Origin of the sequence: Leptolyngbya sp. 'hensonii' (genome assembly GCF_001939115.1) — a bacterium.
Taxonomy (GTDB): domain Bacteria; phylum Cyanobacteriota; class Cyanobacteriia.
Window position 1 is genome coordinate 15,671 of sequence record NZ_MQTZ01000064.1, and the last position, 20,373, is coordinate 36,043.

Consider the following 20,373-nt stretch of genomic DNA (forward strand, 5'->3'; position numbering starts at 1 on the left):
TCCAATTCTATGAAACCCGGTGTAAAGCAGGGAGAAAAAGATAAAAATGGGTCCAGCCATTTTCGCTCATGACTTGGATACTTCCTTCCAGTCGTTCCACCAGCTTCTTAACTAGCGTCAGCCCCAAACCACTGCTTCCCTGGTTCCATCGATCGCCCCCTGGAACCCGATAGAATTGATCAAATAACTTGGGAATCACTTCACTTGCAAGGTCAGCTTCATTACTGACGGCAATCATAACCCCTGATATCCCATTTTCCCCCCCAGGGTTTTGCAGGGGAGCCCGATAAATTTCTAAGATGATTTTCCCCTTGGGAGCTGTATATTTACAGGCATTATCCAGCAATTCTTCCAGCACATACTGTAAGTCCGCCCGATCGGAGAGCAAGTCCGGTAAATAGGGAGAAATCGTCACTTGCAGGCTTTGTTGACGATCTTTAACCCGACGATAGAAAGGTTCAAGCACAATGGGAGCCCATTTCTGCAGGGTCAGAGATTCCAGTCTGGGCACTCGCCCATGGGCTGCTAATTTTTGTAAGAGAATTAAGTCATTGAGCAGCTTAATTTCACGGGTGCATTCTGTTTCCAGCAGATCAAGATATTTTTTCTGTTGTTCTAAGGTTGGGATTCCCCGTAACATTTGAATAGCAATTTTAATATTGGTAATGGGTTCTCTCAGTTCATCCGCAGCAGTTTCAAGAAATTGCTCCTGAAAAAAATTGGTTTGATTTAATTGCACAATTCTGTCCTGTAATTGTAAGAAAACAGTCTGTTTCTTAAGGCGAACGGCGATCGCAGTTAAGAGATCAGCCTGTTTGAAGGGTTTGGCAATATAATCATCTGCGCCCAAATTCATTCCCTGACGGAAATCATGGGTGGTCCCTTTCGCAGTTAAAAAAATGAAGGGAGTGAGGGCGGTGCTGGCATTGTTCCGGATCTGGGACAACACAGCATGGCCGTCTAACCCCGGCATCAGAATATCACAGATAATCAAGTCAGGCAGGAGCTGAAGTGCTTTTTGGAGGCCGATTTGCCCATTTTCAGCTCCAACTGCCTCAAATCCCTCTGTATTGAGTAATTCAACAATATTTTCTAGTAAAGAGAATTCATCTTCAATGACAAGGATTTTCGGCATGATCACCTGATACTTTCCCAGCAGGGAGCGTTACTGTAACCAGAGTCCCCCTGCCCGATTCACTTGCAACTGCAATATGGCCATGATGTAAATTTACACATTGTTGCACGATCGTCAATCCTAAGCCTGTACCGGGTATTGTCCCCACATTAGTCCCACGCACAAAGGCAGTAAAGAGTTGTTTCTGGTCTTCCATGGCAATGCCAATGCCATGGTCCTGGACCTGGATCACCAATTTTTCAGGATCACAGGTCAGTGTGAGTGAGACTTCCCCGCCTTCAGGAGAATACTTGATAGCATTGGAAACGAGATTGATCAAAATATAGGTGAGAAGTTTTTGATCCAGACAAAAAAACTCACAATTTCCCAGGGAGGCAAACTTCAGAACATGCTGCGGGCCGCTCTGCAACTGGAAATCTTCCAATAAGGCATGACAGAATTCAATTAAATTCACAGGCGCGGGATTAAATTTTAGCCTTCCAGCTTCTGCTTGACCCACAAACAAAACATCACTTAAAACTCTTGCGATCTGATCTACAGCATCAATAATTCTTTGCAACCGCAATTGTCGTTTTTCCTCCGTCCATTGCTGACCATATCGTTGTAGAAGTTCAGTAGATGATAAAATCGTGCTCAGGGGGGTGCTAAACTCATGGGAAACGAGGGTAATAAATTGGGACTTGAGCTCGCTCAGCTCCCTTTCCTGGCGCAGGGCACTGAGGATTTCAGCTTCCGCCTGTTTACGATCGCTGATATCAATGCCGGTGCCCCAAATCTCCCACCCCGGCACCGGAAATTTCTCACAGATACTGGACCAGGCGATCGTTTTAACCTGGCCATCTTTGCAGGTAATCGCCCATTCCCAATCCCGATAATACTTGCCTCGTCTGGCCCACTCGACTAGCATGTGCTGGCGATAGGTTGGATCTGGATAAAGCAGCTCCATGGCTTTGGGGTTGTCCACAATCTCTGTTGCTGTATAGCCAGTGATCCTTTCACACTCTTGATTCCAGGCAATGATCTGCCCTGCGGCATTGAATGCATTCAGCATTACAGGCATGTTTTGCAACACCATGTGCAATCGCTCCTCACTTTCTCGGAAAGCCACTTCAATGGATTGGCGGTTGGCAATTTCCTGTTGTAACTGCGAGATTGTAGCGCTGAGTTCAGCCGTTCGCTGATTCACTCTGGCTTCCAGGTCAAGGTTCAATCGGCGCAGGGACAATTCTGCCTGTCGTTGTTCTGTAATATCCTGGACAACTGAGATGCTGAGGCGATCGCCCTCTGGCGTGGTGATGACGACACAATTCTGGACAGCGTCCATTAGACTGCCATCCTTTTTAATGTACTGAAACGTTAGATTATTGGCGTAACAGTTACGCCAGAATTCGTCTCCCATGGTGTGAAAGGATTGAGCTGACTCAGAGGTCATGAACTGGTCTGCTCTCAACCCGATCACCTCTTCACGGTGGTAGCCCATGACCTCCAGCCACTTCAAATTGACATAGCAAAAACATCCCTCTTCGTTCAAGGAGTGCATCATCACAGGGGCATGTTCATAAAGTTGACGAAATCTGGCTGCACTCTCCTTGAGGGCCAGTTCCACCTGGCTGGCTACAACATCCAATTGTTCCAGATTCAGGGCCTGGAGTACCGAAGCTTTGGTAATCAAACCCACTACCTGTCTGGCAACGTTCACTACAGGGAGATAGTGAATGTGGGGATGCTGGATTAATCTGAGGACAAAAACAGTATCTGCAGCAGTAGCCTCAAACAGAGTCAGATAGCGGGTCTGCATCATCGCTGCAACGTCGATCGCCTTCAAGTCAAGGCCCAATTTCACAGCTCGCATCAGGTCTTTTGTGGTGAATAGACCCACAAGCTGCTGGTGGGTCACCACTAGCAGGCAGCAGTTCCCAGACTCTTCCATCAGCATCAGGGCCTCAAATAGGCTCGTGTCTAACTCAATGATCATGGGCTTGGTATTGACCCAGGGCAAGATGGATAGCATCAGTTCTGATGTCATGATCAAATCCGCAATCAAGAGATCGGCACAACTAAACTCGCAATTCTGCTGGCTTCAACTCCCCAGCACAGGTTCAAGGCAAGCCACCCAGTTAGCAGACTCTTCACCTTCTTTCTTAGGCAACTTCCAGCGGAAACAGACCTCTCCCCTCTGCCAACAGAACTTCATACTCTGCGACTGGCAAAGGCCGACTAAATAAAAAACCCTGCATCGTTTGACAACCATGATTTTGCAAGAACTCCAACTCTGCTGGGATTTCCACCCCCTCCGCAATCACCTGTAAATTCAACCGTTGCGACATTTGCAAGACTGCCATCGTAATCGCGTTATTATAGCTTTCACTATGGACATTGTGAATAAAGCAACGATCGATCTTGAGCGTATCAAAGGGAAATTGCTTCAGGTAACTGAGGGAGGCATAGCCGGTACCAAAATCATCGATCGCGATCTGGATGCCCAGCTTTTTTAGATCATTCAGGGTTGAAATCGCCTCTGATTGATTCTGTAGTAGCGTGGTTTCCGTCAATTCTAGTTCCAGAGCTGTGGGGTCTAGATGGGTGATTTTCAAGATTTGGGAAATAGTCTGAACCAGATGGGATTGAGAAAACTGCTGCCCAGAAAGGTTTACAGCTATCCGGAGGGTAGGAAATCCCCGTTCTCGCAATCGCTGAGTTTGCTGGCAAGCCGTTTGTAACACCCACTCCCCGATGGGGTTGATCAAACCGCTTTCTTCGGCCAGGGGAATGAAGTCTGCCGGACAAACCATCCCCCGCTCTCGATTGTGCCAGCGTAACAGGGCCTCTGCCCCTAACACCTTGCCCGTTTGCAAATCTAATTGGGGTTGATAGTAGACCTGGAACTCGGCATTTTCCAGGGCCGATCGCAGACTGGCTTCCAGGGCCAGTCGCTCCACCTGAAGTGGATTCACACTCGCCGTGTAGAAGCGGTATTGATTGCCACCCTGTTGCTGCACATGATGCATCACCAGATTGGCCTTATGCATCAACCCGTTAAGTTCAGGGCCATGTTCCGGATAAAGGGCAATCCCAATGCTGAGGGTGAGAAATACATCCTGTTGCTCTAACTGGAACGGTTGGGACAGTAAAACCAGAATCTGCTGACAGATGGCATGAATCGACTGTCTGTGCTTAATATTGGTGAGCAGAATTACAAACTGGTCATCGCTTAAACGAGCCAGAAAGTCGTCCATATCCAGACAGGCCAGCAACCGTTGCGTGATGACACGAAGTAAATCATCTTCGGTATAGTCTGAACAAAAACAAAGCGCATCGAAATGATCAATCTTCAAAGATAAAATCGGAGTTAGGGCCTGATTGGCACGGATCTGGTTGAACTTTTCCTGCAGCAATAGACGGGTGGGGAGACAGGTGACCGGATCATAATTGAGCCGCTCGCTGAATTCTGCCGTGATCGATTGCAGGACCTGGATATAGGGTTGGGTAATGGCAGCATGTTTGGCCAATCGGGTGGCGATCGCGGCCAGCAAATCATCCTGGGAGAAAGGTTTGGTTAGATAGTCATCCGCTCCCAGGCGCATTCCCTGTCGGAAGTCATGGGGGGCCGATCGAGCCGTCAGAAAGATGAGTGGAATGCCTGCAGTTCTAGGACTCTGGCGGAGTTGTTCCAGTACCGAAAACCCGTCTAGCTCCGGCATTGAAACATCACACAAAATCAGATCGGGCAACTCTTCCTGGGCCAGTTGAACACCCCTACGGCCATTCTCAGCTGCGATCGCTTCAAAACATTCCAGTTCCAGCAATTCCAAGAGATTTTCGCGAACCGAGTCTTCGTCTTCTATGACTAAAATCTTCGTCATTGGTTGTTCTAGTTGGGTTGTCATGATAAGTCACTCGATCGAGTCGGAGACTGGCATGAATTTTCGGGAAATCACTCCTTCTGCTTCAACCAATCTGGCAACGACGGGAACCACAACTTTGAACACGGTACCTTTACCCACCTCACTGGTGACTTCAATTTTGCCCTGATGCAACTCTACGCATTGGTGGACAATAGCCAGCCCTAGCCCTGTTCCGGGAATATTGCCCACATTACTGCCCCGACGAAAGATACTAAACAGCCGTTCCAGATCTGCTGGGGGAATCCCAATTCCCTGATCCGCAATCGAAAAATGAACTGCTTGGGGTTCACAGACCAAGTTGACGAAAACCTTGGAACCCGAGGGTGAGTATTTAATGGCATTGCTGATTAAATTGGTCAGGATATGTCTGAGCAAATTCTCATCCAGTCGGTAGCACTGTCCCTGGGATCCTGGATGGCTGAAAATAATCTGGTGGGTGTCTCCCGCCTGCAACTGCATTTCCTCAATCAGCCCATGGCAGAATTCCAGCACATCTAAAAGGACCGGGTTAAAGGGTAATTTACCAGCTTCAGCCTGATTAAACACCAGGACATGATTGAGCAGATGGGTCATCCGCTTCACCCCATTCACAATATGGCGAAACCGCAATTGATTTTTCTCAGTGGAGACCTGATGGCTGTATTTCTGGAGCAGTTCCACTGAAGAGAGGATAGTCGTCAGAGGAGTCCGAAATTCATGGGAGACAATGGACAGGAAATTTGATTTCAACTCATTCAGCTCTTTCTCCCGCTCCAGGGTTTGCAAAATTTCTGCTTCAATCCGCTTACGCTCGGTCACGTCCCGCACATTGCAGACAAAGCCCCCATCATTCAAAGCTGTAATCAACAGTTCCTGGTAGAAGATCTCCTGGTTCAGGCGGCGGGCTATTAATTCACCCCGCCAGTGACCGTCTCGCTGAATAGCTGGTTCAACCCATCTCCAGAGGGAGCCAAAACCAGAGTGCTGATGGAGCGCATCCAGGGTTGTTCCGAGAATGTCATCGGCAAACTGATAACCGTATAGATTCAGAAAAGCCTGGTTGACATAAATGTACTCCTGTCGGTCATTCAAAATCGCAATGCCTTCCATGGAGGCTGCCATTGCCGCCGACTGTTGATATAATACCTGCTGAATTTGCGATCGTTCGATCGCATACCGAATCGTACGAATCAGTAACTCTGGTTGAATCTGGCCCTTGACCAGATAATCCTGAGCCCCCTGTCGTAAGGCGGCCAGACCAATATCGGTATTGTTCAGCCCCGTCAACACCACAATAGGAAGCTCAGGGGCTGCCGCCCGTAGTCCAATCACACTCTCTAAACCCTGGGCATCCGGCAAAGACAGATCGGACAAGATAATCTCAAAAGGTTCCTGGTGAATTGCCGCAATTGCTGCATCAAGTCGTTCTACATGGCTAACAGTCCAAGTCAGAACTCCAGCCTCCTCCAGAGTTTCCTGTAGCAGGTCTGCATCAGCCGGATTGTCTTCAACCAGGAGAATCCTCAAGTCTTGCTGCATAACACTACTGGCCATTCGGGGGAAGTTTAACCGCTGCCAGCCAGAAAGATTCAATCAACCGGATAATGCCAATGAACTCTTCCAAGCCAACTGGCTTGGTAACGTAGCAATTGGCGTGCAACTGGTAGGTTTTCACAATGTCTTCCTCAGCGGAAGAAGTCGTGAGCACCACGACGGGAATGGTATTCAATTCGGGGTCTGCTTTAATTTCTAAGAGAACTTCCCGTCCGTCTTTTCGAGGTAAGTTCAAATCTAAGAGAATTAAATCTGGACGAGGAGCCTCGGTATAATCTCCTTCCCGGCGCAAAAAGGCCAGGGCCTCTACCCCATCTTCGACCACACTCAGGTTGTTGAGCACCTTACTTTCACTTAAGGTATCCACCGTCAGGTCAGCATCACTGGGAGAATCTTCCACCAGGAGGATTTCAATAGGTCTAACCGATTTATAAGAAATCATACCATCGCCTCCAAAAGGACTTCGGCTTGAGGTTCATAGCGATCGGGAAGGGCAACATAAAACGTCGAGCCCTGCCCCACCTGAGATTCGACCCAGATACGCCCCTGATGCAGCTCTACAATTTTTTTGCAGATGGCTAATCCAATCCCGGTGCCACTGTATTTGCGGCGAGTGTGCAGCCGCTGGAAGAGAATAAAGATCCGATCGGTATATTGGGGATCAATGCCAATGCCATTGTCCTGGATGGAAAAGACCCACTCTGTGGCCTGCTGGGTTGCCGTAATGTGAATCACGGGTGGATCCTCTCCCCGATACTTGATCGCATTGCCGATCAGATTTTGCACCAGTTGGGTAAGTTGTGTGACATCAGCCAGGACCGTGGGGAGTGGATCATAGGTAATTGTGGCGTTATTTTCTGAGATCCCGATCTCCAATGTCTTGCACACCTGCTGCACCACCTGATTACAATCGACTGGTGTCAGTTGCAATGTCTGTCGGCCCACCCGCGAATACATCAACAGGTCATTAATCAGTTGTTGCATCCGAGATGCCCCATCCACCACATAGTTGATGTACTTTTCCGCCTTTTCATCCAGTTGACCTCGATATTTCTTGGCCAGCAGTTCTGTATAGCTGGCAACGGTTCGCAAGGGTTCCTGCAGATCATGGGAAGCAACGTAGGCAAATTGCTCCAGTTCCTGATTGGAGCGCAACAATACTCCATTTAACTGATGGAGTTCAGCGGTTCGCTGTTGAATCCGTTCTTCCAGTTCGGCATAAACCTGAACATTTTCTATCGCCACAGCAGTGGTATCTGCCAGGGCCTGCAGCAACTTCACCTGGTCCACCTGAGGCTGATGGGGTTCTACCCAGTAATTCCCGATCGCCCCAATCGGCTGCATCGTCCGAATCGGCACCATGACCATACTTTTCACGAAGGTCTGCTGATAGACTTCCTGGGGAATGCGGGCATCCTGCAAGATATCTTCGATCACCGCAGCCTGACGATTTTGCATGGCCCAACCGCTAATGCACTGGTCTATGGGAAACCGTTCCCCTTTCCAGAGGGGGGCGATCGCATTCTCCTCAATGTAGTAGCACTGATCCTGTTCCCGCAAAACCAGGGTCGCGCCGTCAGCCCCAGTCAATTCCCGGGCCGCCTGCTTCACCACCGTCAGGATTGTATCCAGATCCCTTGCCATAGAGAGTTTCTGGACTGCATTGACCAATTGTTCCATCCCGTGGGTGTAGCGTTCCAGTTTCTGGTTACTTTCCCGTAACGATCGTGCCTCCCGGTTCAATTGCAGAATTATCCCCGTAATCAGCAGAATCTGGAGCACCACACTCCCCACTGTGATCCAGGTAGCCAGGTCTCCCTGTTGTTCCTCATAAGAAGTTCGCTGATCCAGAAGCAGTCGCTGCTCGGATCGAAGCACGGTTGCAATGGCCCGAATCTCATCCATCAACTGCTTGCCCCGACCTATCTCCACGATTTTCTGCGCAGCTTCAAACCCCTGGGTCTGGCGGAGTTCAATGGTTTGCCCCATATTGAAGACCTTAGCCTGAACCCGCGATTGCATCTCCGTCAGTCGTTGTGCCTGGGCGGGCCGATCCCTGACTAAGGTGGCGAGCAGTTCTAACTCAGGTACGATCTTTCCAGTTGCTTCATCATAGGGCTGGAGGTATTGCTGGTTTCCCGTCAGCAGGTACCCTCGCTGTCCAGTCTCCGCATCCTTGAGATGGGACATCACCAGATCAATTTGCTCCAGGGTTTGATGGGCCTGCCGAACCTGCCTTGTGGTTTCGTGCAGTCGCCTCAGGCTGAAGTAGGAGAGCAGGGCAAGCCCGACTAAGGTTGCGATCGTAATTCCAAATCTAACTGTATTGAGCTTATCTACAGACCATTTCAAAGTCAGTCCCATGTTCAAAGACCTTAAATCACGGTTGGCAATGAGACGTAGTTGACTGACAAAACCCCTGAAACCCTTGAAATCCTGTCGGCTGGGTTTCGCTCTGCTCCACCCAACCCACGAGAAAAGTTTTGTCAGTCAATTAGCACTGAGACTAACCTCGGAGTTAATTCTTCCCAGCTCTTTTCCTTAACTCAACTCCCACCCCTTCCCGATCGAGAACTCGACAGAATGGAGCACGCAACCCCACAAGCTAAGGCAACCGGACATCTTTCCTGATCAATGGGCTTTGAGCATGAGCATAAGAGCTCTTATCGATGAATTTCATGTGAGAAATCACTAGAAAACCCCGACTCCCCTGAAGAAAAGGGGTAGCTACGCAGACACACTGAGTCCATTTTGGACATACGTAAGTGTTTCTACTGCATGAAATTTGCCGGGATAGCGATTTTTAGAATTCTTTAAAAATGCAGTCTGCTCAACCTATCGCTGAATGAGACCAAAGCCCTTGAAGACAGCCTACTTTAGAAGACCTGTACTGTTCTATTGCGGCCCATGATTCAGTCTCTCACAGTTGTGCAACTTTACTAAAAACTTTTTAAAATAACTTAAGCTTGCGGAAAAAACGACTATCTCAAGTTAGGACCTCTGCAATTCCAGGACCAGGGCCTCTCGATCGCGCCCTGAGCGGCATCGAAGAGTCCAGAGCCACAAGGAATGGGATGGGAGCAGGGCCTCAAGCCGGTTTCGACTTCCTGCGACAGGCTGAGGACAAGCTGCCCTTACTTGGGTTGCGATCGCGTCAACCTGTTCGCGTCGATCGATAAATTTCGGGTTTTCCCTTCTCCTTTGCCAATCTGACCACCCCTAAACCTGGAAACAGGCTGAAACTGTTGACTTAATGTGTTATATTGTTGGCGAGGATAAGTATCGGTTGAAGAATTTGTTTCTAGTATTGGCGAATTTTTTGCGTCTGGTATTGGCAGGCTTCTCTCCGAAATCTAACTCTCTACACTTTTCCGATTTTGGAGAAAATTATGTCGATTTATGTAGGTAACCTGTCTTATGAGGTTACGGAGGCTGACCTAACTTCTGTATTTGCAGAATATGGTTCAGTCAAGCGCGTTCAGCTTCCCGCTGATCGGGAAACGGGTCGTCCCCGTGGTTTCGGTTTTGTGGAAATGGGTACCGATGCTGAAGAAGCAGCGTCCATTGAAGCTCTGGATGGTGCTGAATGGATGGGTCGCAGCCTGAAAGTCAACAAAGCGAAGCCTCGCGAAAATAGAGGGACTTCCTTTGGTGGCGGTGGTGGTGGCGGCGGTGGCCGGAGAAACAACTACTCCCGCAGCTACTAAGCTAAAGCCCTGGTCTACAGAGATATCTGGACCATAGATTTGCTTTAATTGGAAAGCTCAGGTTATTTAGCCTGAGCTTTTTTGATGCGATCCCTGGGGAAGTTGCGCCCATTTGAGGGGCAGACCGTCCTGGAATACCAGCAGTTCATGAGCCTCGATCGGGGTCCAAACCTCATTATCCGTCAGGGGTGTGGTGGCAATAATGGCAACCCGGTCTTCAGATGTGGTCACTTCTTGAAAATCTACAGTCATGTCCTCATCAATCAGATGGGCAGCCGCAAAGGGAGCCTGCCGGACAATGTAGCAGAGCTTCGTAGAACAATGGGCGAAAAGGTGTTCTCCATCAGACAGCAAATAGTTGAAGATACCGTAGCGGGCGATCGTCTGGGTGACTTGCTGTAACAGCAGATATAGCTTTGCTAGCGGGGGTTTCTGATCTGGAAAGCTCTGCCGTAGCGTATTCAGGATCAGACAAAATGCCCGTTCGCTATCCGTCTGACCTACAGGGCGATAAAAGGGATAGTTCTCTAGCTGTAAATCAGGCAAATCCCCATTGTGGGCAAATACCCAATATCGACCCCATAACTCTCGCTGAAATGGATGGCAATTTTCTAGTTGAATTGGCCCCACTGTAGCTTTGCGGATGTGGGCAATCACATTCATCGATTTAATCGGATATTGTCGGACAAAGGCTGCGATCGGAGACACGATCGAGGGTTTGTCATCCAAAAATACACGGCAGCCTGCTCCCTCAAAGAAAGCAATTCCCCATCCGTCCTTATGCTCGTCGGTTTTACCGCCCCGGGCACAAAATCCTTCAAACGAGAAGCAGATGTCCGTCGGGACGTTACAGTTCATCCCCAACAATTGGCACATGAATGCTAACGGATCTATTTCCAATTAATCTTCTTTCAAATATAGCGGTTCCCATCTGATTCGAATCGAGGAGAAAAGACTGAACCCATTGAACCTTTCTCGAACCCTCCCTGTCTAATGCTGTAATTCAACCCATTAGGGTTTAACCCCACTTAAAAAGTTAGAGCTATGAAGATGAAATCCTTTTCTCTCTTGTCTGGTGCGATCGCGCTCATGTTAACCGCTGCTCCCTTGCTGCCTGTCTTTACGAATCCAGCCATGGCTGGTCCTGGTCGGGGTAACCATCAGGAACAGATCATGAAAAATTTGAACCTGAGCGAAGACCAGAAGGCTCGGATCAAAGCAATCCGAGAGGAGGCCAAGAGTAAGATGGAAGCTGTCCTGACAGAGCAGCAGAAGCAACAACTGCAACAAGCCAAACTGAACAGACAGAATGGGCAGAAGGGACAACGGCCCCAACTGAACCTGAGTGAGGATCAAAAGGCCCGGATGAAAGCGATTCGGGAAGAGACCAAGACCAAGATGGAAGCCGTTCTGACAGAGCAGCAGAAGCAACAACTGCAGCAAATGCGTGAGCAACGCCGTCAAAACCGTCAGCAACAACCCCGTTAATCAATCCCCCCACCGGTGGGTAGAAACGTTGCCTGCAAAGTCTCTACCCACCGGTAGGGCTGTTCATTGGACTTCAATGCCGGGTGTGCCTGTTTTACATTCCCCAATCACAGTTGCATGCTCATACCCTTCCCGGGCCAGAAGTGTCAGGATATCGGCCACTCCCTCAGGAGCAACAGCCAGAAGCAGGCCCCCACTGGTTTGGGGATCAGTCAGCAAGAGGGTTTCCCAGTCTGGACGGGCTAGAGCCAGGATCACCCCATCCCGGTAACTGTTCCAGTTACGTTCGGCAGCCCCCGGAAAAATCCCCTGGGCTGCGAGAGTCCTCGCTGGGCTCAAAATTGGAATCTTGCTGGCAGTAATCTGGGCTTTCACCTTACTACCCCGACAAACCTCCAGCAGGTGTCCCAATAGCCCAAACCCCGTCACGTCAGTCATGGCATGCACCATGGGGTTGGCCCCCAACTGGATTCCAACCCGGTTTAACTGGGTCATGACGGTCAAGACTTCCCGGTAAGCCTCAGGGCTCAATTTCTCTTTTTTAAGCGCAGTTGTCATCACCCCAATGCCCAGGGGCTTGGTCAAGATCAACCGATCACCAACCTGAGCGGTTGAATTCTGGCGCAGGTGTTGAGGATGAACAATACCGGCTGCCACCAATCCAAAGATTGGTTCTGGGGAGTCGATCGAGTGTCCCCCAGCCAGGGGAATGCCAGCCGACTGACAGACGGCAGCCCCTCCCTGCATGATGGCCTGAATCACCTCGGTCGGGAGCTTGTTAATCGGCATGCCCAGGATCGTCAGGGCCAGGATCGGGGTTCCGCCCATGGCATAAACGTCAGACAGGGCGTTGGTGGCGGCGATACGACCAAAATCCACTGGATCATCTACGATCGGCATAAAAAAATCAGTCGTCAGTACTAACGCCTGATCGGGGTTGAGGAGATAGACTGCCGCATCATCACTGGTGCCCGCTCCAACCAGGAGGCGATCGTTACCCAGATCGAGGGGAACCTGGTGCAGGATTTGCTGCAATTTTTCCGGGGCAATCTTACAACCACAGCCTCCCCCATGGGAGTATTGGGTCAAACGAATCATAGTTTTCTAACCTATAGAACCCATATTTTATAAGTTGAGTCACCGATGCGGACGAGTGCATCCCATCCGCAAAGGAATTGGGAGAGCTGACTTTAAACGAAAAAAGGGCCTGACTTCAAAAACGTAATGACTTTGAGGACCGAAGATAAAAGGGATTGGGAATTAGCTGCACGACCTATTTCTTGATGGATTGCTTTCATGTTTTGGACATCCCCACTGGTTGTAATCACCCCTTTTTTCAGGAGTTTGATCACAGCATCTGAATATTTATCATTCAGTTCCTGGATGGGCTCCCAGAGGTCTAATGTTTCGTCTGGTGGCAGCAGTCTGAATTTGACATTCGCCTTAATCACGGCTGCTCCAAGTTCTTCCAGGGTAAGGGTATCTGAATCTTTAGGGATCGAGCTATCTGTCATGGTTATTCTCACTAGGATGAGGTCAGGGTTTTAGAGGATGTTTGAAAAGGCCCTGGGGGTTCAAATCACACCTCCAGGAGCAAAGTCCACACCGGCAGCTAAAAACCGATACATTGCTCAGGTAAATTAACGGTTGAATCTGGAATGACCGGGGGCTGAGTTCCCTGTAAAGCCGTTTCAGCCACTCTTCGAAAATCAGGATCGGTTTGAATAACAGTTAAAATCTCAGATGATTTCTGCTGTAATTTTTTTGTATCTGCTCCCGTCAGCGTAGTCAGGATGTTAAAGGATTTCGATATTAAAAAGCCAAGATCCTCTAGGGAATTGGTACGCTTAAACTGGTCAATTTGCTTGAGTAGATCCATTCCTAAGGCCGCCGCCTTAGTCGTCTGTTCGATCGTATCTCTTTGAATCGCCCGTTCCTGTTCCTGAATTTGTCGGAGCAACATTAGTTGCTGCTTGAGATTATTTTTGATCGTTTCTCGCTCAACCTCATTAGAGGTGGCCATAAATTTCTGGCGCAACTGTAGCACTCCCGCCACAAACTCTGCTCTCTGTGCCGTCAGCAACGGTGGATAGGCTTCTACACACAGGGAAAAATATGCCATCTGAGCGGTTAATTTCTGTAGGGGTTCCCTGGATTTTGCCACCGCATCTTGGGCAAAAAGATATCCTCGATCGAGATCCTCATAAATTGTAGAGAGGGTGTTATATTGTTCCCGCAGACTATTAATGAATTTCAGAATCCTTTGATCAGCCTGATTACTTCTGCCTGGAAAAGGCTGCAAAGGTTGCTGACTGAGTAAATAGTTTTCTAAAGCTTCTTCGGTTACTTTCTTGCTGAGAACAATAGTGAGAAAACGTGCTTCAATTTCCTGATCTGTGGGTTGAGCAATGTCTGTCTGACTCCGAATGTAGCGATCGAGGGAATCGATCGCCAGGGAAGATTGATGCTTAAAAGAAAGAGCCATTTCTTTTAAGGTGGCGGCCTCTCTAGGGGAACAACTGCTCATCGTTACGCTGGCTAAGAGGAGACCCGTTAGTAAGAGATAGCGGGGATTCAATATTTTGACCATGTTTTTGTCAGGCTTGGGACTCGATTTCCAAGGCAATCCAGAAAATTCACTACAAGTTTTACACGCAAACCCGTAATGTTCCCTTTTCCTGAAAGAAATGTGAACAACTCCAAATCTCCCATTGCCTGAAGAATTTAGCCTGATTGTCTGACCAAACATGTTCTCAAGGCTGGGTGAGCAAAGCTCCACCCAACCTTGTATCTTGAGGATGAGGCAACCTGTCCCACGCCCTCACCTGCATTGGGCCGCCCATGAACCAGGGCTCCTTGCCACAGGGCTGAGGAAGTCCTGGTTTTGGCTGCGGACCTCTGGCTTAATTGCTTCCCACCAGTTGACTGTCCAGAGCCGGGTAATCCGTATACCCCTGCTCACCCCCCCCATAGAAAGTGTTGCGATCGTAGGGATTCAACTCTGCATTGTGGGCCAGCCGTTCCACCAGGTCTGGATTGGCAATATAGAGGCGACCAAAAGCAATCAGGTCTGCTTCGCCAGCAGCCAGGGTTTGATTTGCCAGATCCCGATCGTAGCCTCCGGCAGAAATCAGCGTGCCCTGGTAGATGGGCCGGAAATAGGCTGCCCCTAACTGCACCGGGGGGTTCATGTCAGCACGAGGCTCTACCAGGTGCAGGTAGGCCAGTCCCAGGGGATTCAGTTGTTCCACCACATAGGTAAATAGCTCCTGCCGATTGGAATCTCCCATACTGTTGAAGGTGCCACTGGGGGAGAGCCGCAGCCCCACCCGATCGGCCCCCCAGACGCCAGTGACTGCCGCCAGCACCTCCAGTAGCAGTCGGGTCCGGTTGGGGATGGACCCTCCGTAGGCATCGGTGCGGTGGTTGGTATTGTCTTGCAGAAACTGATCCAGGAGATAGCCATTAGCCCCATGGACTTCCACCCCATCAAATCCAGCCTCCAGGGCATTCTGGGCAGCTTTGCGGTAATCCTCGATGATGCCAGGAATTTCCTCCAGGGTGAGGGCGCGGGGGGTGACAAAGGGCTGTTCTCCACTGTAGGTGCTGGCCATCCCTGCGGGGGCGATCGGACTGGGGGCAACGGGCAGTGCCCCATCTGGTTGCAGAGACGGGTGGGAAATCCGGCCCACATGCCAGAGTTGCAAGAAGATATGACCTCCCAGGGCATGGACCGCCTCTGTGACCATGCGCCACCCCGCGACCTGTTCGGCACTGTGGATGCCGGGAGTAGCGGGATAACCCATCCCCTGGGGGGAAATCTGGGTCGCTTCGGTGACAATCAACCCGGCAGAGGCTCTCTGGCTGTAGTAGGTCACATTCAGATCATGGGGCACATTCCCCACTGCGGCCCGGTTACGGGTCAGGGGAGCCATCACGATCCGATTGGGTAACTCATAGGGACCCAGTTTTACAGAAGAATGTAGATTAATCTTAGAACTCATGAAAAGTGCTCCAGGGTTGATAAAAGTCTCAGGCAGCCTGGGGTTGGATCCAGGCATTCAGTCGATCGATCAGCGCCGCAATAGACATAACACCAACTATTTCATCCACCACCTGCCCCTGCCGAAACAGCAGCAGGGTCGGCAAAGCCCGGATATTGTACTGGGTCGCAAGCTGCTCATGCTGATCAATATTGAGTTTGGCAACTTTCACTTCACCAGCCAATTCAGCGGCCAGGGTTTCAATGGTGGGGATCATAACCCGACAGGGACCACACCAGGGAGCCCAGAAGTCTACCAGAACCGGCAAGGAACTGCTCAACACTTCTGAGGCAAAATTTTCGTCATTCAAACCTATCAATGCTGGGGCGCGAGAGAGCATAGAACCCTCCTGTAGAGTTGGAACGCACAGTCAGGCTGTTAACTCTTTTACAGTTAAACAACCTTTTAACTAAATTCTAGGCACCGATCGAAGAATAGTCAAGTAGTTATTTGAGTGTTTCACGACTGGCCCTGGAGGCTCTATGATAAGAACAGCAAGCTCGATTAATTCCTCCAATAGTATGGTGACTGATACTGAACAACGGGCTAAAATCTTTGCGGCTTTGGCTGACCCCACCCGACTTCGGATGGTGGAGTTGTTGAATCGGCAAAGTGAAGTCAGCGGGTCTGACCTGGCCCATCAGTTGGGAATCAGTCTGGCCCTCTTCTGCCACCACAGCAAGATTCTGGCGGAAGCAGGGGTCATTCAGGTCCGCAAGGAAGGGCAGACCAAGTACAACTCTCTCAACCGATCGGTCCTGACCACCTGCTTTACTGACCTGGCCATTGCACCAGACAAATAAGCGCTCATAGAGGATAATCAAATGGGTTTGGGTCTCTTAAAAGCAGGTCAGTGGGTGTCCGATCGGGAGCAGGAAGATGCTGGGGGCCGCTTTGTTCGTCCTTCCACCACCTTCCGCCATCGCATCACCGCTGATGGATCGAGTGGATTCCGGGCTGAGGCGGGTCGCTACCATCTGTATATTTCCTGGGCCTGTCCCTGGGCTCATCGCACGGTAATTATGCGTCAGCTCAAAGGCTTGGACGCAGCGATCGGACTCTCCGTCGTAAATCCAATCATCAATCAGAATGGCTGGGAATTTTCGGATGCGCCTGGCTGTATCCCAGATTCAGTGAACCAGGCCCAGTATCTCTGGCAGATTTACCATAAAGCGGAACCGGATTACATTGGTCGGGTGACGGTACCAGTGCTGTGGGATAAGCAGATGGGCACGATCGTCAACAACGAATCTCGGGAGATCATTCGCCAGTTGGATACGGAGTTTGAGGCAATTGCAGCGCAGAAGGTGACGTTTTGCCCAGAGCATCTGAGCGTGGAGATCGATCGGACGATCGATGCCATCTATCAACCCATTAACAATGGTGTGTATCGGGCTGGTTTTGCCACCACCCAACAGGCTTACGAAGAAGGGGTTACCGATCTGTTTGCAGCCCTGGATCACTGGGAAAGGATTTTGGGCCAGCAACGTTACCTCTGTGGCCATGTTGTGACGGAAGCAGATTGGTGTCTGTTTACGACTCTGTTGCGCTTTGATCCGGTGTATTACGTGCATTTTAAATGCAATCTGCGTCACATTTATGAGTATCCCAATCTCTGGAATTATTTGAAGGAGCTGTATCAGTATCCAGGGGTGAAGGAATTGTGTAACTTCGAGCACATTAAAACGCACTATTACAAGAGTCATCCCAAGGTGAATCCGAGCCGGATTGTGCCCAAGGGACCGCTGCTGGACCTGGACTCCCCCCACGATCGCGATCGCCTGCCCCAATCATAATGGGGGATGCGGCATCGGCTTGGGCTATAGAGGGCAAGGCCAGATTTCAAATTGGGGATAGTTTTTACCGTCCCCAGACTGAAGTGGCTAGGGATCTGGGGGTGCTGGCCGCTGCCCTCCATCGCCAGGAAATCGGTCGCCTGCGGGTGCTGGATGCCATGGCGGGGTGCGGGGTGCGGGCGTTACGGTATTTCCTGGAAGGTCAGGCTGATGCGGTCTGGGCAAATGACAGCAATTCAGATATCCAGTCAGTGCTGCAGGGGAATTTACAAACTCTTCCCACCGATCGTTACCTGGTGACCTGCTGGGATGCGAATCGGGTCTTTTTTGACTGCTACAATCGCCAGGATTTTTACGATTTCATCGATCTCGACTGCTTTGGAGCGGCAGCACCCTATCTCAGTACCAGTCTCTGGGCTGGGGAGATCGGGGGGCTGCTTTATCTCACCAGTACGGATGGGCGCAGCCTGACCGGACATTCCCCAGAGGTGGCTGTGGCAGCCTATGGCAGCTATACCCGCAATCATCCGGCGGCCCATGAACAGGGGTTGCGGGTCCTCATTGGTGCGGCACAGCAACAGGCTGCCGCAAAGGGGCTGGGTATTCAACCCTTATTCTCTTTTTATTTCAGAAACACCTATCGGATTCTGGTGCGTCTGGTGCCCCAGTCTGGGCTAAGTTCCCAGAACTATGGCTTTTTGGGCTACTGCCATACCTGTGGGGAGTACCAGCTTGCCAGTTGGCGTCAACTCGGCAAAGTCAGTTGTGCCGAATGTGCATCGATGCTGACGATCGGAGGTCCCCTATGGTTAGGCCCTTTGCATGAGGCAGCTTTTCTGGAAGGATTGATGACCCTGGCCCAACAGTGGCACTGGTCAGAGCGGGCTGAGTTGCTGGGTCTGATGGCAGCAGAGGCATCCCCCGATCTACCTCCTTACTTCTACACTCTGGGAGAAATTGGTCGTCGGGGGCAACTGGATATCCCGCCCCGATCGGCCCTCATTTATCAATTGCAAGACCTCGGATACCGGGCCTGCCCCACCCACATCAATCCCCAGGCGATCAAAACCAATGCGACCCTCCAGACCTGTATCCAGGCAGCTCGTTCAGGACAATAAGTCTGGTTCCTGGCGCACAATCATGGCGTAAAGGGATTGAAAGCTGAACCAGCCAATCTGGGAGGTGCCAACTTGACTGTAGGTGAGGGCAGCGGTGGCTGGCTCGATCGGGATGGGTGTCCCGACTGCCTCTGCCATCAGTTGAGCCTGACAGGACCGCTCCATCGTGATGAACCACCAGGCTGCTTCGTCTACGGTCTGGCCTACGGTGAGTAACCCATGGTTTTGCAAAATGATTGCTTTTCGGAGTCCCAAGGTTTGGGCCAGCCGCTTGGCTTCCTGTAGATCCAGGATAACGCCACTGTAGCGATCGAGCAGGGCATGATCCTTGTAAAAAGCACAGGCATCCTGGGTCAGAGGATCCAGCAAACGACCCAGAGTGGACCAGGCTTTGCCATAGAGGGAATGGGCATGGGCAGCAGCGATCACATCCGGACGGGCTGCATGAATCCGGGAGTGGATCGCAAATCCGGCACTGTTGATCACCCCTTCCCCCTCGATCACCGTACCCTCGGCATCCACCAGCAGCAAATCAGAGACGCGAATATGGCCAAAGTACATACCAAAAGGATTGACCCAAAAGCGATCGGGAAACTCTGGATCGCGAGCCGTGATATGTCCGGCCACACCCTCATCAAAGCCGTAGCGGCCAAAGAGCCGAAATGCGGCTGCCAGTCGTTGCTGACGATGGAGCCGCTCATCCTTAAGGTGTTCGAATGCAGGGGGAGATGGAATTGTGAGTACTGGCATAAACAACTGACTCGATCCTAGAGATAGACTCTCCCGTTATAACGCTTTGGGTCCAGAGCCCTCACCCCTTCAGGAATTTCTTAAAATGATGTAAACTTATATTAAGGTTTCAGGATAAATAGCGATGACGACAAGCTCCGGATTCGGCAAAACCAAGTCTCAGCCCAAAGTGTCTCAACGCGCGATCGAACGGGCGGAAGCTGGTAAAAAGTTTGACCAGATGAAAGCGGAAGGGTTGCCAGAGTTTGAGATTTATATTCGTATTCAGGGGAAAAAGAACTGGTATCCGGTCGGGGTCGTTGCAGTCAAGCGTTCGGCTCAGATTAATCAGGCTATTTTTGATAGTCAGAAAGATCTGCTGCAGGGAGCGTTTCGTCTGTTTCCCAGTCTGCGAAAGCATCAGCAGCAATTGGAATATGGCTATCGCTTAAAGGAATTTAAGGACGAACCGATTCAGATTGCAGAACCTCCGAAAACAGCGGCTACTGGTGCCCTGCAATCGGTGCTGACTGGTGTTAAAGATCGGATTTCATTCCTGCTACAGCGCCCCTAGGATCGACACCGTTCCACAGTCTCGCAGGTGAGCCGTTGTTGCCGCAGAGCCACGATATAGATTACAGATTCACGCATGGCCCTCTCCCGAAACAGTTGACGAATGATCGTTTTCTTAAATCGTAAGCCTGCCAGCAACTGGGTGTAAGCAGACACCTCTCGCTGCTGTTGCATTGATTCTATCCTGCTTACCTGTTGTGCCGTCTGGGCCAGGAGCGGTTCCGGATTGGCAGCCGCAGCTAAGGGAGCCAGGGGCAAGAGTGCATTATCCTGCAAGAAAAGGGCCGGGTCCTGTTCCCACATCGGGATGACGCGATACTCMTCGTTCTCTCTGGCAGTCTTTGCT

At 50.5% G+C, this 20,373-nt stretch carries 20 protein-coding genes and 1 pseudogene; 7 read left to right on the top strand and 14 right to left on the bottom strand.

The annotated features are described in order from the left end of the window. Positions 1-7: 7 nt before the first annotated feature. The 6 genes from BST81_RS25685 to BST81_RS27220 all read right to left on the bottom strand — a co-directional run bounded on the left by BST81_RS25685 (position 8) and on the right by BST81_RS27220 (position 8,937). A complete protein-coding gene (locus BST81_RS25685; RefSeq protein WP_075601364.1) occupies positions 8-1,135 on the bottom strand; it encodes a response regulator in 1,128 nt (375 codons plus the stop codon). After that, positions 1,113-3,161, bottom strand: a complete 2,049-nt coding sequence (locus tag BST81_RS25690) for a PAS domain S-box protein (RefSeq protein ID WP_143780505.1) — start codon at positions 3,159-3,161, stop codon at positions 1,113-1,115. The genes BST81_RS25685 and BST81_RS25690 overlap by 23 nt, the downstream gene beginning before the upstream one ends. Positions 3,162-3,276: 115 nt before the next feature. Beyond that, on the bottom strand, positions 3,277-4,998 hold the full coding sequence (locus tag BST81_RS25695) for an EAL domain-containing protein (RefSeq protein ID WP_075601381.1): 1,722 nt from the start codon (positions 4,996-4,998) through the stop codon (positions 3,277-3,279). Between the two features lie 30 nt (positions 4,999-5,028). Next, positions 5,029-6,573 (bottom strand): ATP-binding protein, encoded by a 1,545-nt coding sequence (locus BST81_RS25700; RefSeq protein WP_083637094.1) that lies wholly within the window; start codon positions 6,571-6,573, stop codon positions 5,029-5,031. Next, a complete protein-coding gene (locus tag BST81_RS25705) occupies positions 6,563-7,015 on the bottom strand; it encodes a response regulator (RefSeq protein WP_075601366.1) in 453 nt (150 codons plus the stop codon). The genes BST81_RS25700 and BST81_RS25705 overlap by 11 nt, the downstream gene beginning before the upstream one ends. Next, a complete protein-coding gene (locus BST81_RS27220; RefSeq protein WP_083637095.1) occupies positions 7,012-8,937 on the bottom strand; it encodes a CHASE3 domain-containing protein in 1,926 nt (641 codons plus the stop codon). Before BST81_RS27220 ends, BST81_RS25705 begins: the two co-directional genes overlap by 4 nt. 602 nt (positions 8,938-9,539) lie before the next feature. Between BST81_RS27220 and BST81_RS27810 the strand changes: the two genes are divergently transcribed. After that, positions 9,540-9,752 (top strand): hypothetical protein, encoded by a 213-nt coding sequence (locus tag BST81_RS27810; protein WP_143780506.1) that lies wholly within the window; start codon positions 9,540-9,542, stop codon positions 9,750-9,752. A 210-nt stretch (positions 9,753-9,962) separates the two neighbouring features. Next, complete coding sequence (locus BST81_RS25720; protein ID WP_075601367.1) at positions 9,963-10,280, top strand: RNA-binding protein; 318 nt, start codon at positions 9,963-9,965, stop codon at positions 10,278-10,280. 66 nt (positions 10,281-10,346) lie between these two features. Here BST81_RS25720 and BST81_RS25725 read toward each other — a convergent pair whose 3' ends face one another. Continuing rightward, entirely contained in the window at positions 10,347-11,156 is an 810-nt protein-coding gene (locus BST81_RS25725; RefSeq protein WP_075601368.1) for a class II glutamine amidotransferase, read from the bottom strand. 174 nt (positions 11,157-11,330) lie between these two features. Here BST81_RS25725 and BST81_RS25730 point away from each other — a divergent pair, with 174 nt between their 5' ends. Next, the gene (locus tag BST81_RS25730; protein ID WP_216351461.1) at positions 11,331-11,768 is read left to right on the top strand and encodes a hypothetical protein; all 438 of its coding nucleotides are present in this window, start codon (positions 11,331-11,333) and stop codon (positions 11,766-11,768) included. A gap of 63 nt (positions 11,769-11,831) precedes the next feature. Here the strand turns inward: BST81_RS25730 and selD are convergent, their stop codons facing one another. The 5 genes from selD to trxA all read right to left on the bottom strand — a co-directional run bounded on the left by selD (position 11,832) and on the right by trxA (position 16,151). Further along, a complete protein-coding gene (gene selD, locus BST81_RS25735; protein ID WP_075601370.1) occupies positions 11,832-12,866 on the bottom strand; it encodes a selenide, water dikinase SelD in 1,035 nt (344 codons plus the stop codon). Between the two features lie 92 nt (positions 12,867-12,958). Beyond that, on the bottom strand, positions 12,959-13,282 hold the full coding sequence (locus BST81_RS25740) for a hypothetical protein (RefSeq protein ID WP_075601371.1): 324 nt from the start codon (positions 13,280-13,282) through the stop codon (positions 12,959-12,961). A 98-nt stretch (positions 13,283-13,380) separates the two neighbouring features. Next, positions 13,381-14,253 (bottom strand): hypothetical protein, encoded by an 873-nt coding sequence (locus tag BST81_RS25745; protein WP_216351462.1) that lies wholly within the window; start codon positions 14,251-14,253, stop codon positions 13,381-13,383. A gap of 418 nt (positions 14,254-14,671) precedes the next feature. After that, the gene (locus BST81_RS25750; protein WP_075601373.1) at positions 14,672-15,772 is read right to left on the bottom strand and encodes an alkene reductase; all 1,101 of its coding nucleotides are present in this window, start codon (positions 15,770-15,772) and stop codon (positions 14,672-14,674) included. Positions 15,773-15,800: 28 nt separating this feature from the next. Beyond that, positions 15,801-16,151 carry a thioredoxin gene (trxA, locus tag BST81_RS25755; RefSeq protein WP_075601374.1) on the bottom strand — a complete coding sequence of 117 codons (351 nt, stop codon included), beginning with the start codon at positions 16,149-16,151 and terminating at the stop codon, positions 15,801-15,803. 181 nt (positions 16,152-16,332) lie between these two features. On the opposite strand from trxA, the gene BST81_RS25760 reads away from it, so the two are divergent. The 3 genes from BST81_RS25760 to BST81_RS25770 are packed head-to-tail and all read left to right on the top strand — an operon-like array spanning position 16,333 to position 18,725. After that, positions 16,333-16,614 carry a metalloregulator ArsR/SmtB family transcription factor gene (locus BST81_RS25760; RefSeq protein WP_253188496.1) on the top strand — a complete coding sequence of 94 codons (282 nt, stop codon included), beginning with the start codon at positions 16,333-16,335 and terminating at the stop codon, positions 16,612-16,614. A 21-nt stretch (positions 16,615-16,635) separates the two neighbouring features. Further along, entirely contained in the window at positions 16,636-17,607 is a 972-nt protein-coding gene (locus BST81_RS25765; RefSeq protein WP_075601376.1) for a glutathione S-transferase family protein, read from the top strand. Beyond that, positions 17,607-18,725: a tRNA (guanine-N1)-methyltransferase gene (locus BST81_RS25770; protein ID WP_075601377.1), complete on the top strand. Its 1,119-nt coding sequence runs from the start codon at positions 17,607-17,609 to the stop codon at positions 18,723-18,725. Before BST81_RS25765 ends, BST81_RS25770 begins: the two co-directional genes overlap by 1 nt. On the opposite strand, the gene BST81_RS25775 is transcribed toward BST81_RS25770, so the two are convergent. After that, positions 18,714-19,475 carry a class II aldolase/adducin family protein gene (locus BST81_RS25775; protein WP_075601378.1) on the bottom strand — a complete coding sequence of 254 codons (762 nt, stop codon included), beginning with the start codon at positions 19,473-19,475 and terminating at the stop codon, positions 18,714-18,716. The genes BST81_RS25770 and BST81_RS25775 overlap by 12 nt on opposite strands. Before the next feature lie 124 nt (positions 19,476-19,599). Here BST81_RS25775 and BST81_RS25780 point away from each other — a divergent pair, with 124 nt between their 5' ends. After that, on the top strand, positions 19,600-20,028 hold the full coding sequence (locus tag BST81_RS25780; RefSeq protein ID WP_075601379.1) for an HHL1-like protein: 429 nt from the start codon (positions 19,600-19,602) through the stop codon (positions 20,026-20,028). Here BST81_RS25780 and BST81_RS28300 read toward each other — a convergent pair. Then, a pseudogene (locus BST81_RS28300) lies at positions 20,025-20,373 on the bottom strand (hypothetical protein); the annotation flags it as partial. The gene BST81_RS25780 and the pseudogene BST81_RS28300 sit on opposite strands and share 4 nt — an antisense overlap.

What these genes read in the sequence shown, in the direction of transcription:
- BST81_RS25685 (WP_075601364.1), bottom strand. Translation starts at nt 1,135, where the DNA reads ATGCCGAAAATCCTTGTCATTGAAGATGAATTCTCTTTACTAGAAAAT.
- BST81_RS25690 (WP_143780505.1), bottom strand. Translation starts at nt 3,161, where the DNA reads ATGACATCAGAACTGATGCTATCCATCTTGCCCTGGGTCAATACCAAG.
- BST81_RS25695 (WP_075601381.1), bottom strand. Translation starts at nt 4,998, where the DNA reads ATGACGAAGATTTTAGTCATAGAAGACGAAGACTCGGTTCGCGAAAAT.
- BST81_RS25700 (WP_083637094.1), bottom strand. Translation starts at nt 6,573, where the DNA reads ATGGCCAGTAGTGTTATGCAGCAAGACTTGAGGATTCTCCTGGTTGAA.
- BST81_RS25705 (WP_075601366.1), bottom strand. Translation starts at nt 7,015, where the DNA reads ATGATTTCTTATAAATCGGTTAGACCTATTGAAATCCTCCTGGTGGAA.
- BST81_RS27220 (WP_083637095.1), bottom strand. Translation starts at nt 8,937, where the DNA reads ATGGGACTGACTTTGAAATGGTCTGTAGATAAGCTCAATACAGTTAGA.
- BST81_RS25720 (WP_075601367.1), top strand. Translation starts at nt 9,963, where the DNA reads ATGTCGATTTATGTAGGTAACCTGTCTTATGAGGTTACGGAGGCTGAC.
- BST81_RS25725 (WP_075601368.1), bottom strand. Translation starts at nt 11,156, where the DNA reads ATGTGCCAATTGTTGGGGATGAACTGTAACGTCCCGACGGACATCTGC.
- BST81_RS25730 (WP_216351461.1), top strand. Translation starts at nt 11,331, where the DNA reads ATGAAATCCTTTTCTCTCTTGTCTGGTGCGATCGCGCTCATGTTAACC.
- selD (WP_075601370.1), bottom strand. Translation starts at nt 12,866, where the DNA reads ATGATTCGTTTGACCCAATACTCCCATGGGGGAGGCTGTGGTTGTAAG.
- BST81_RS25740 (WP_075601371.1), bottom strand. Translation starts at nt 13,282, where the DNA reads ATGACAGATAGCTCGATCCCTAAAGATTCAGATACCCTTACCCTGGAA.
- BST81_RS25745 (WP_216351462.1), bottom strand. Translation starts at nt 14,253, where the DNA reads ATGGCTCTTTCTTTTAAGCATCAATCTTCCCTGGCGATCGATTCCCTC.
- BST81_RS25750 (WP_075601373.1), bottom strand. Translation starts at nt 15,772, where the DNA reads ATGAGTTCTAAGATTAATCTACATTCTTCTGTAAAACTGGGTCCCTAT.
- trxA (WP_075601374.1), bottom strand. Translation starts at nt 16,151, where the DNA reads ATGCTCTCTCGCGCCCCAGCATTGATAGGTTTGAATGACGAAAATTTT.
- BST81_RS25760 (WP_253188496.1), top strand. Translation starts at nt 16,333, where the DNA reads ATGGTGACTGATACTGAACAACGGGCTAAAATCTTTGCGGCTTTGGCT.
- BST81_RS25765 (WP_075601376.1), top strand. Translation starts at nt 16,636, where the DNA reads ATGGGTTTGGGTCTCTTAAAAGCAGGTCAGTGGGTGTCCGATCGGGAG.
- BST81_RS25770 (WP_075601377.1), top strand. Translation starts at nt 17,607, where the DNA reads ATGGGGGATGCGGCATCGGCTTGGGCTATAGAGGGCAAGGCCAGATTT.
- BST81_RS25775 (WP_075601378.1), bottom strand. Translation starts at nt 19,475, where the DNA reads ATGCCAGTACTCACAATTCCATCTCCCCCTGCATTCGAACACCTTAAG.
- BST81_RS25780 (WP_075601379.1), top strand. Translation starts at nt 19,600, where the DNA reads ATGACGACAAGCTCCGGATTCGGCAAAACCAAGTCTCAGCCCAAAGTG.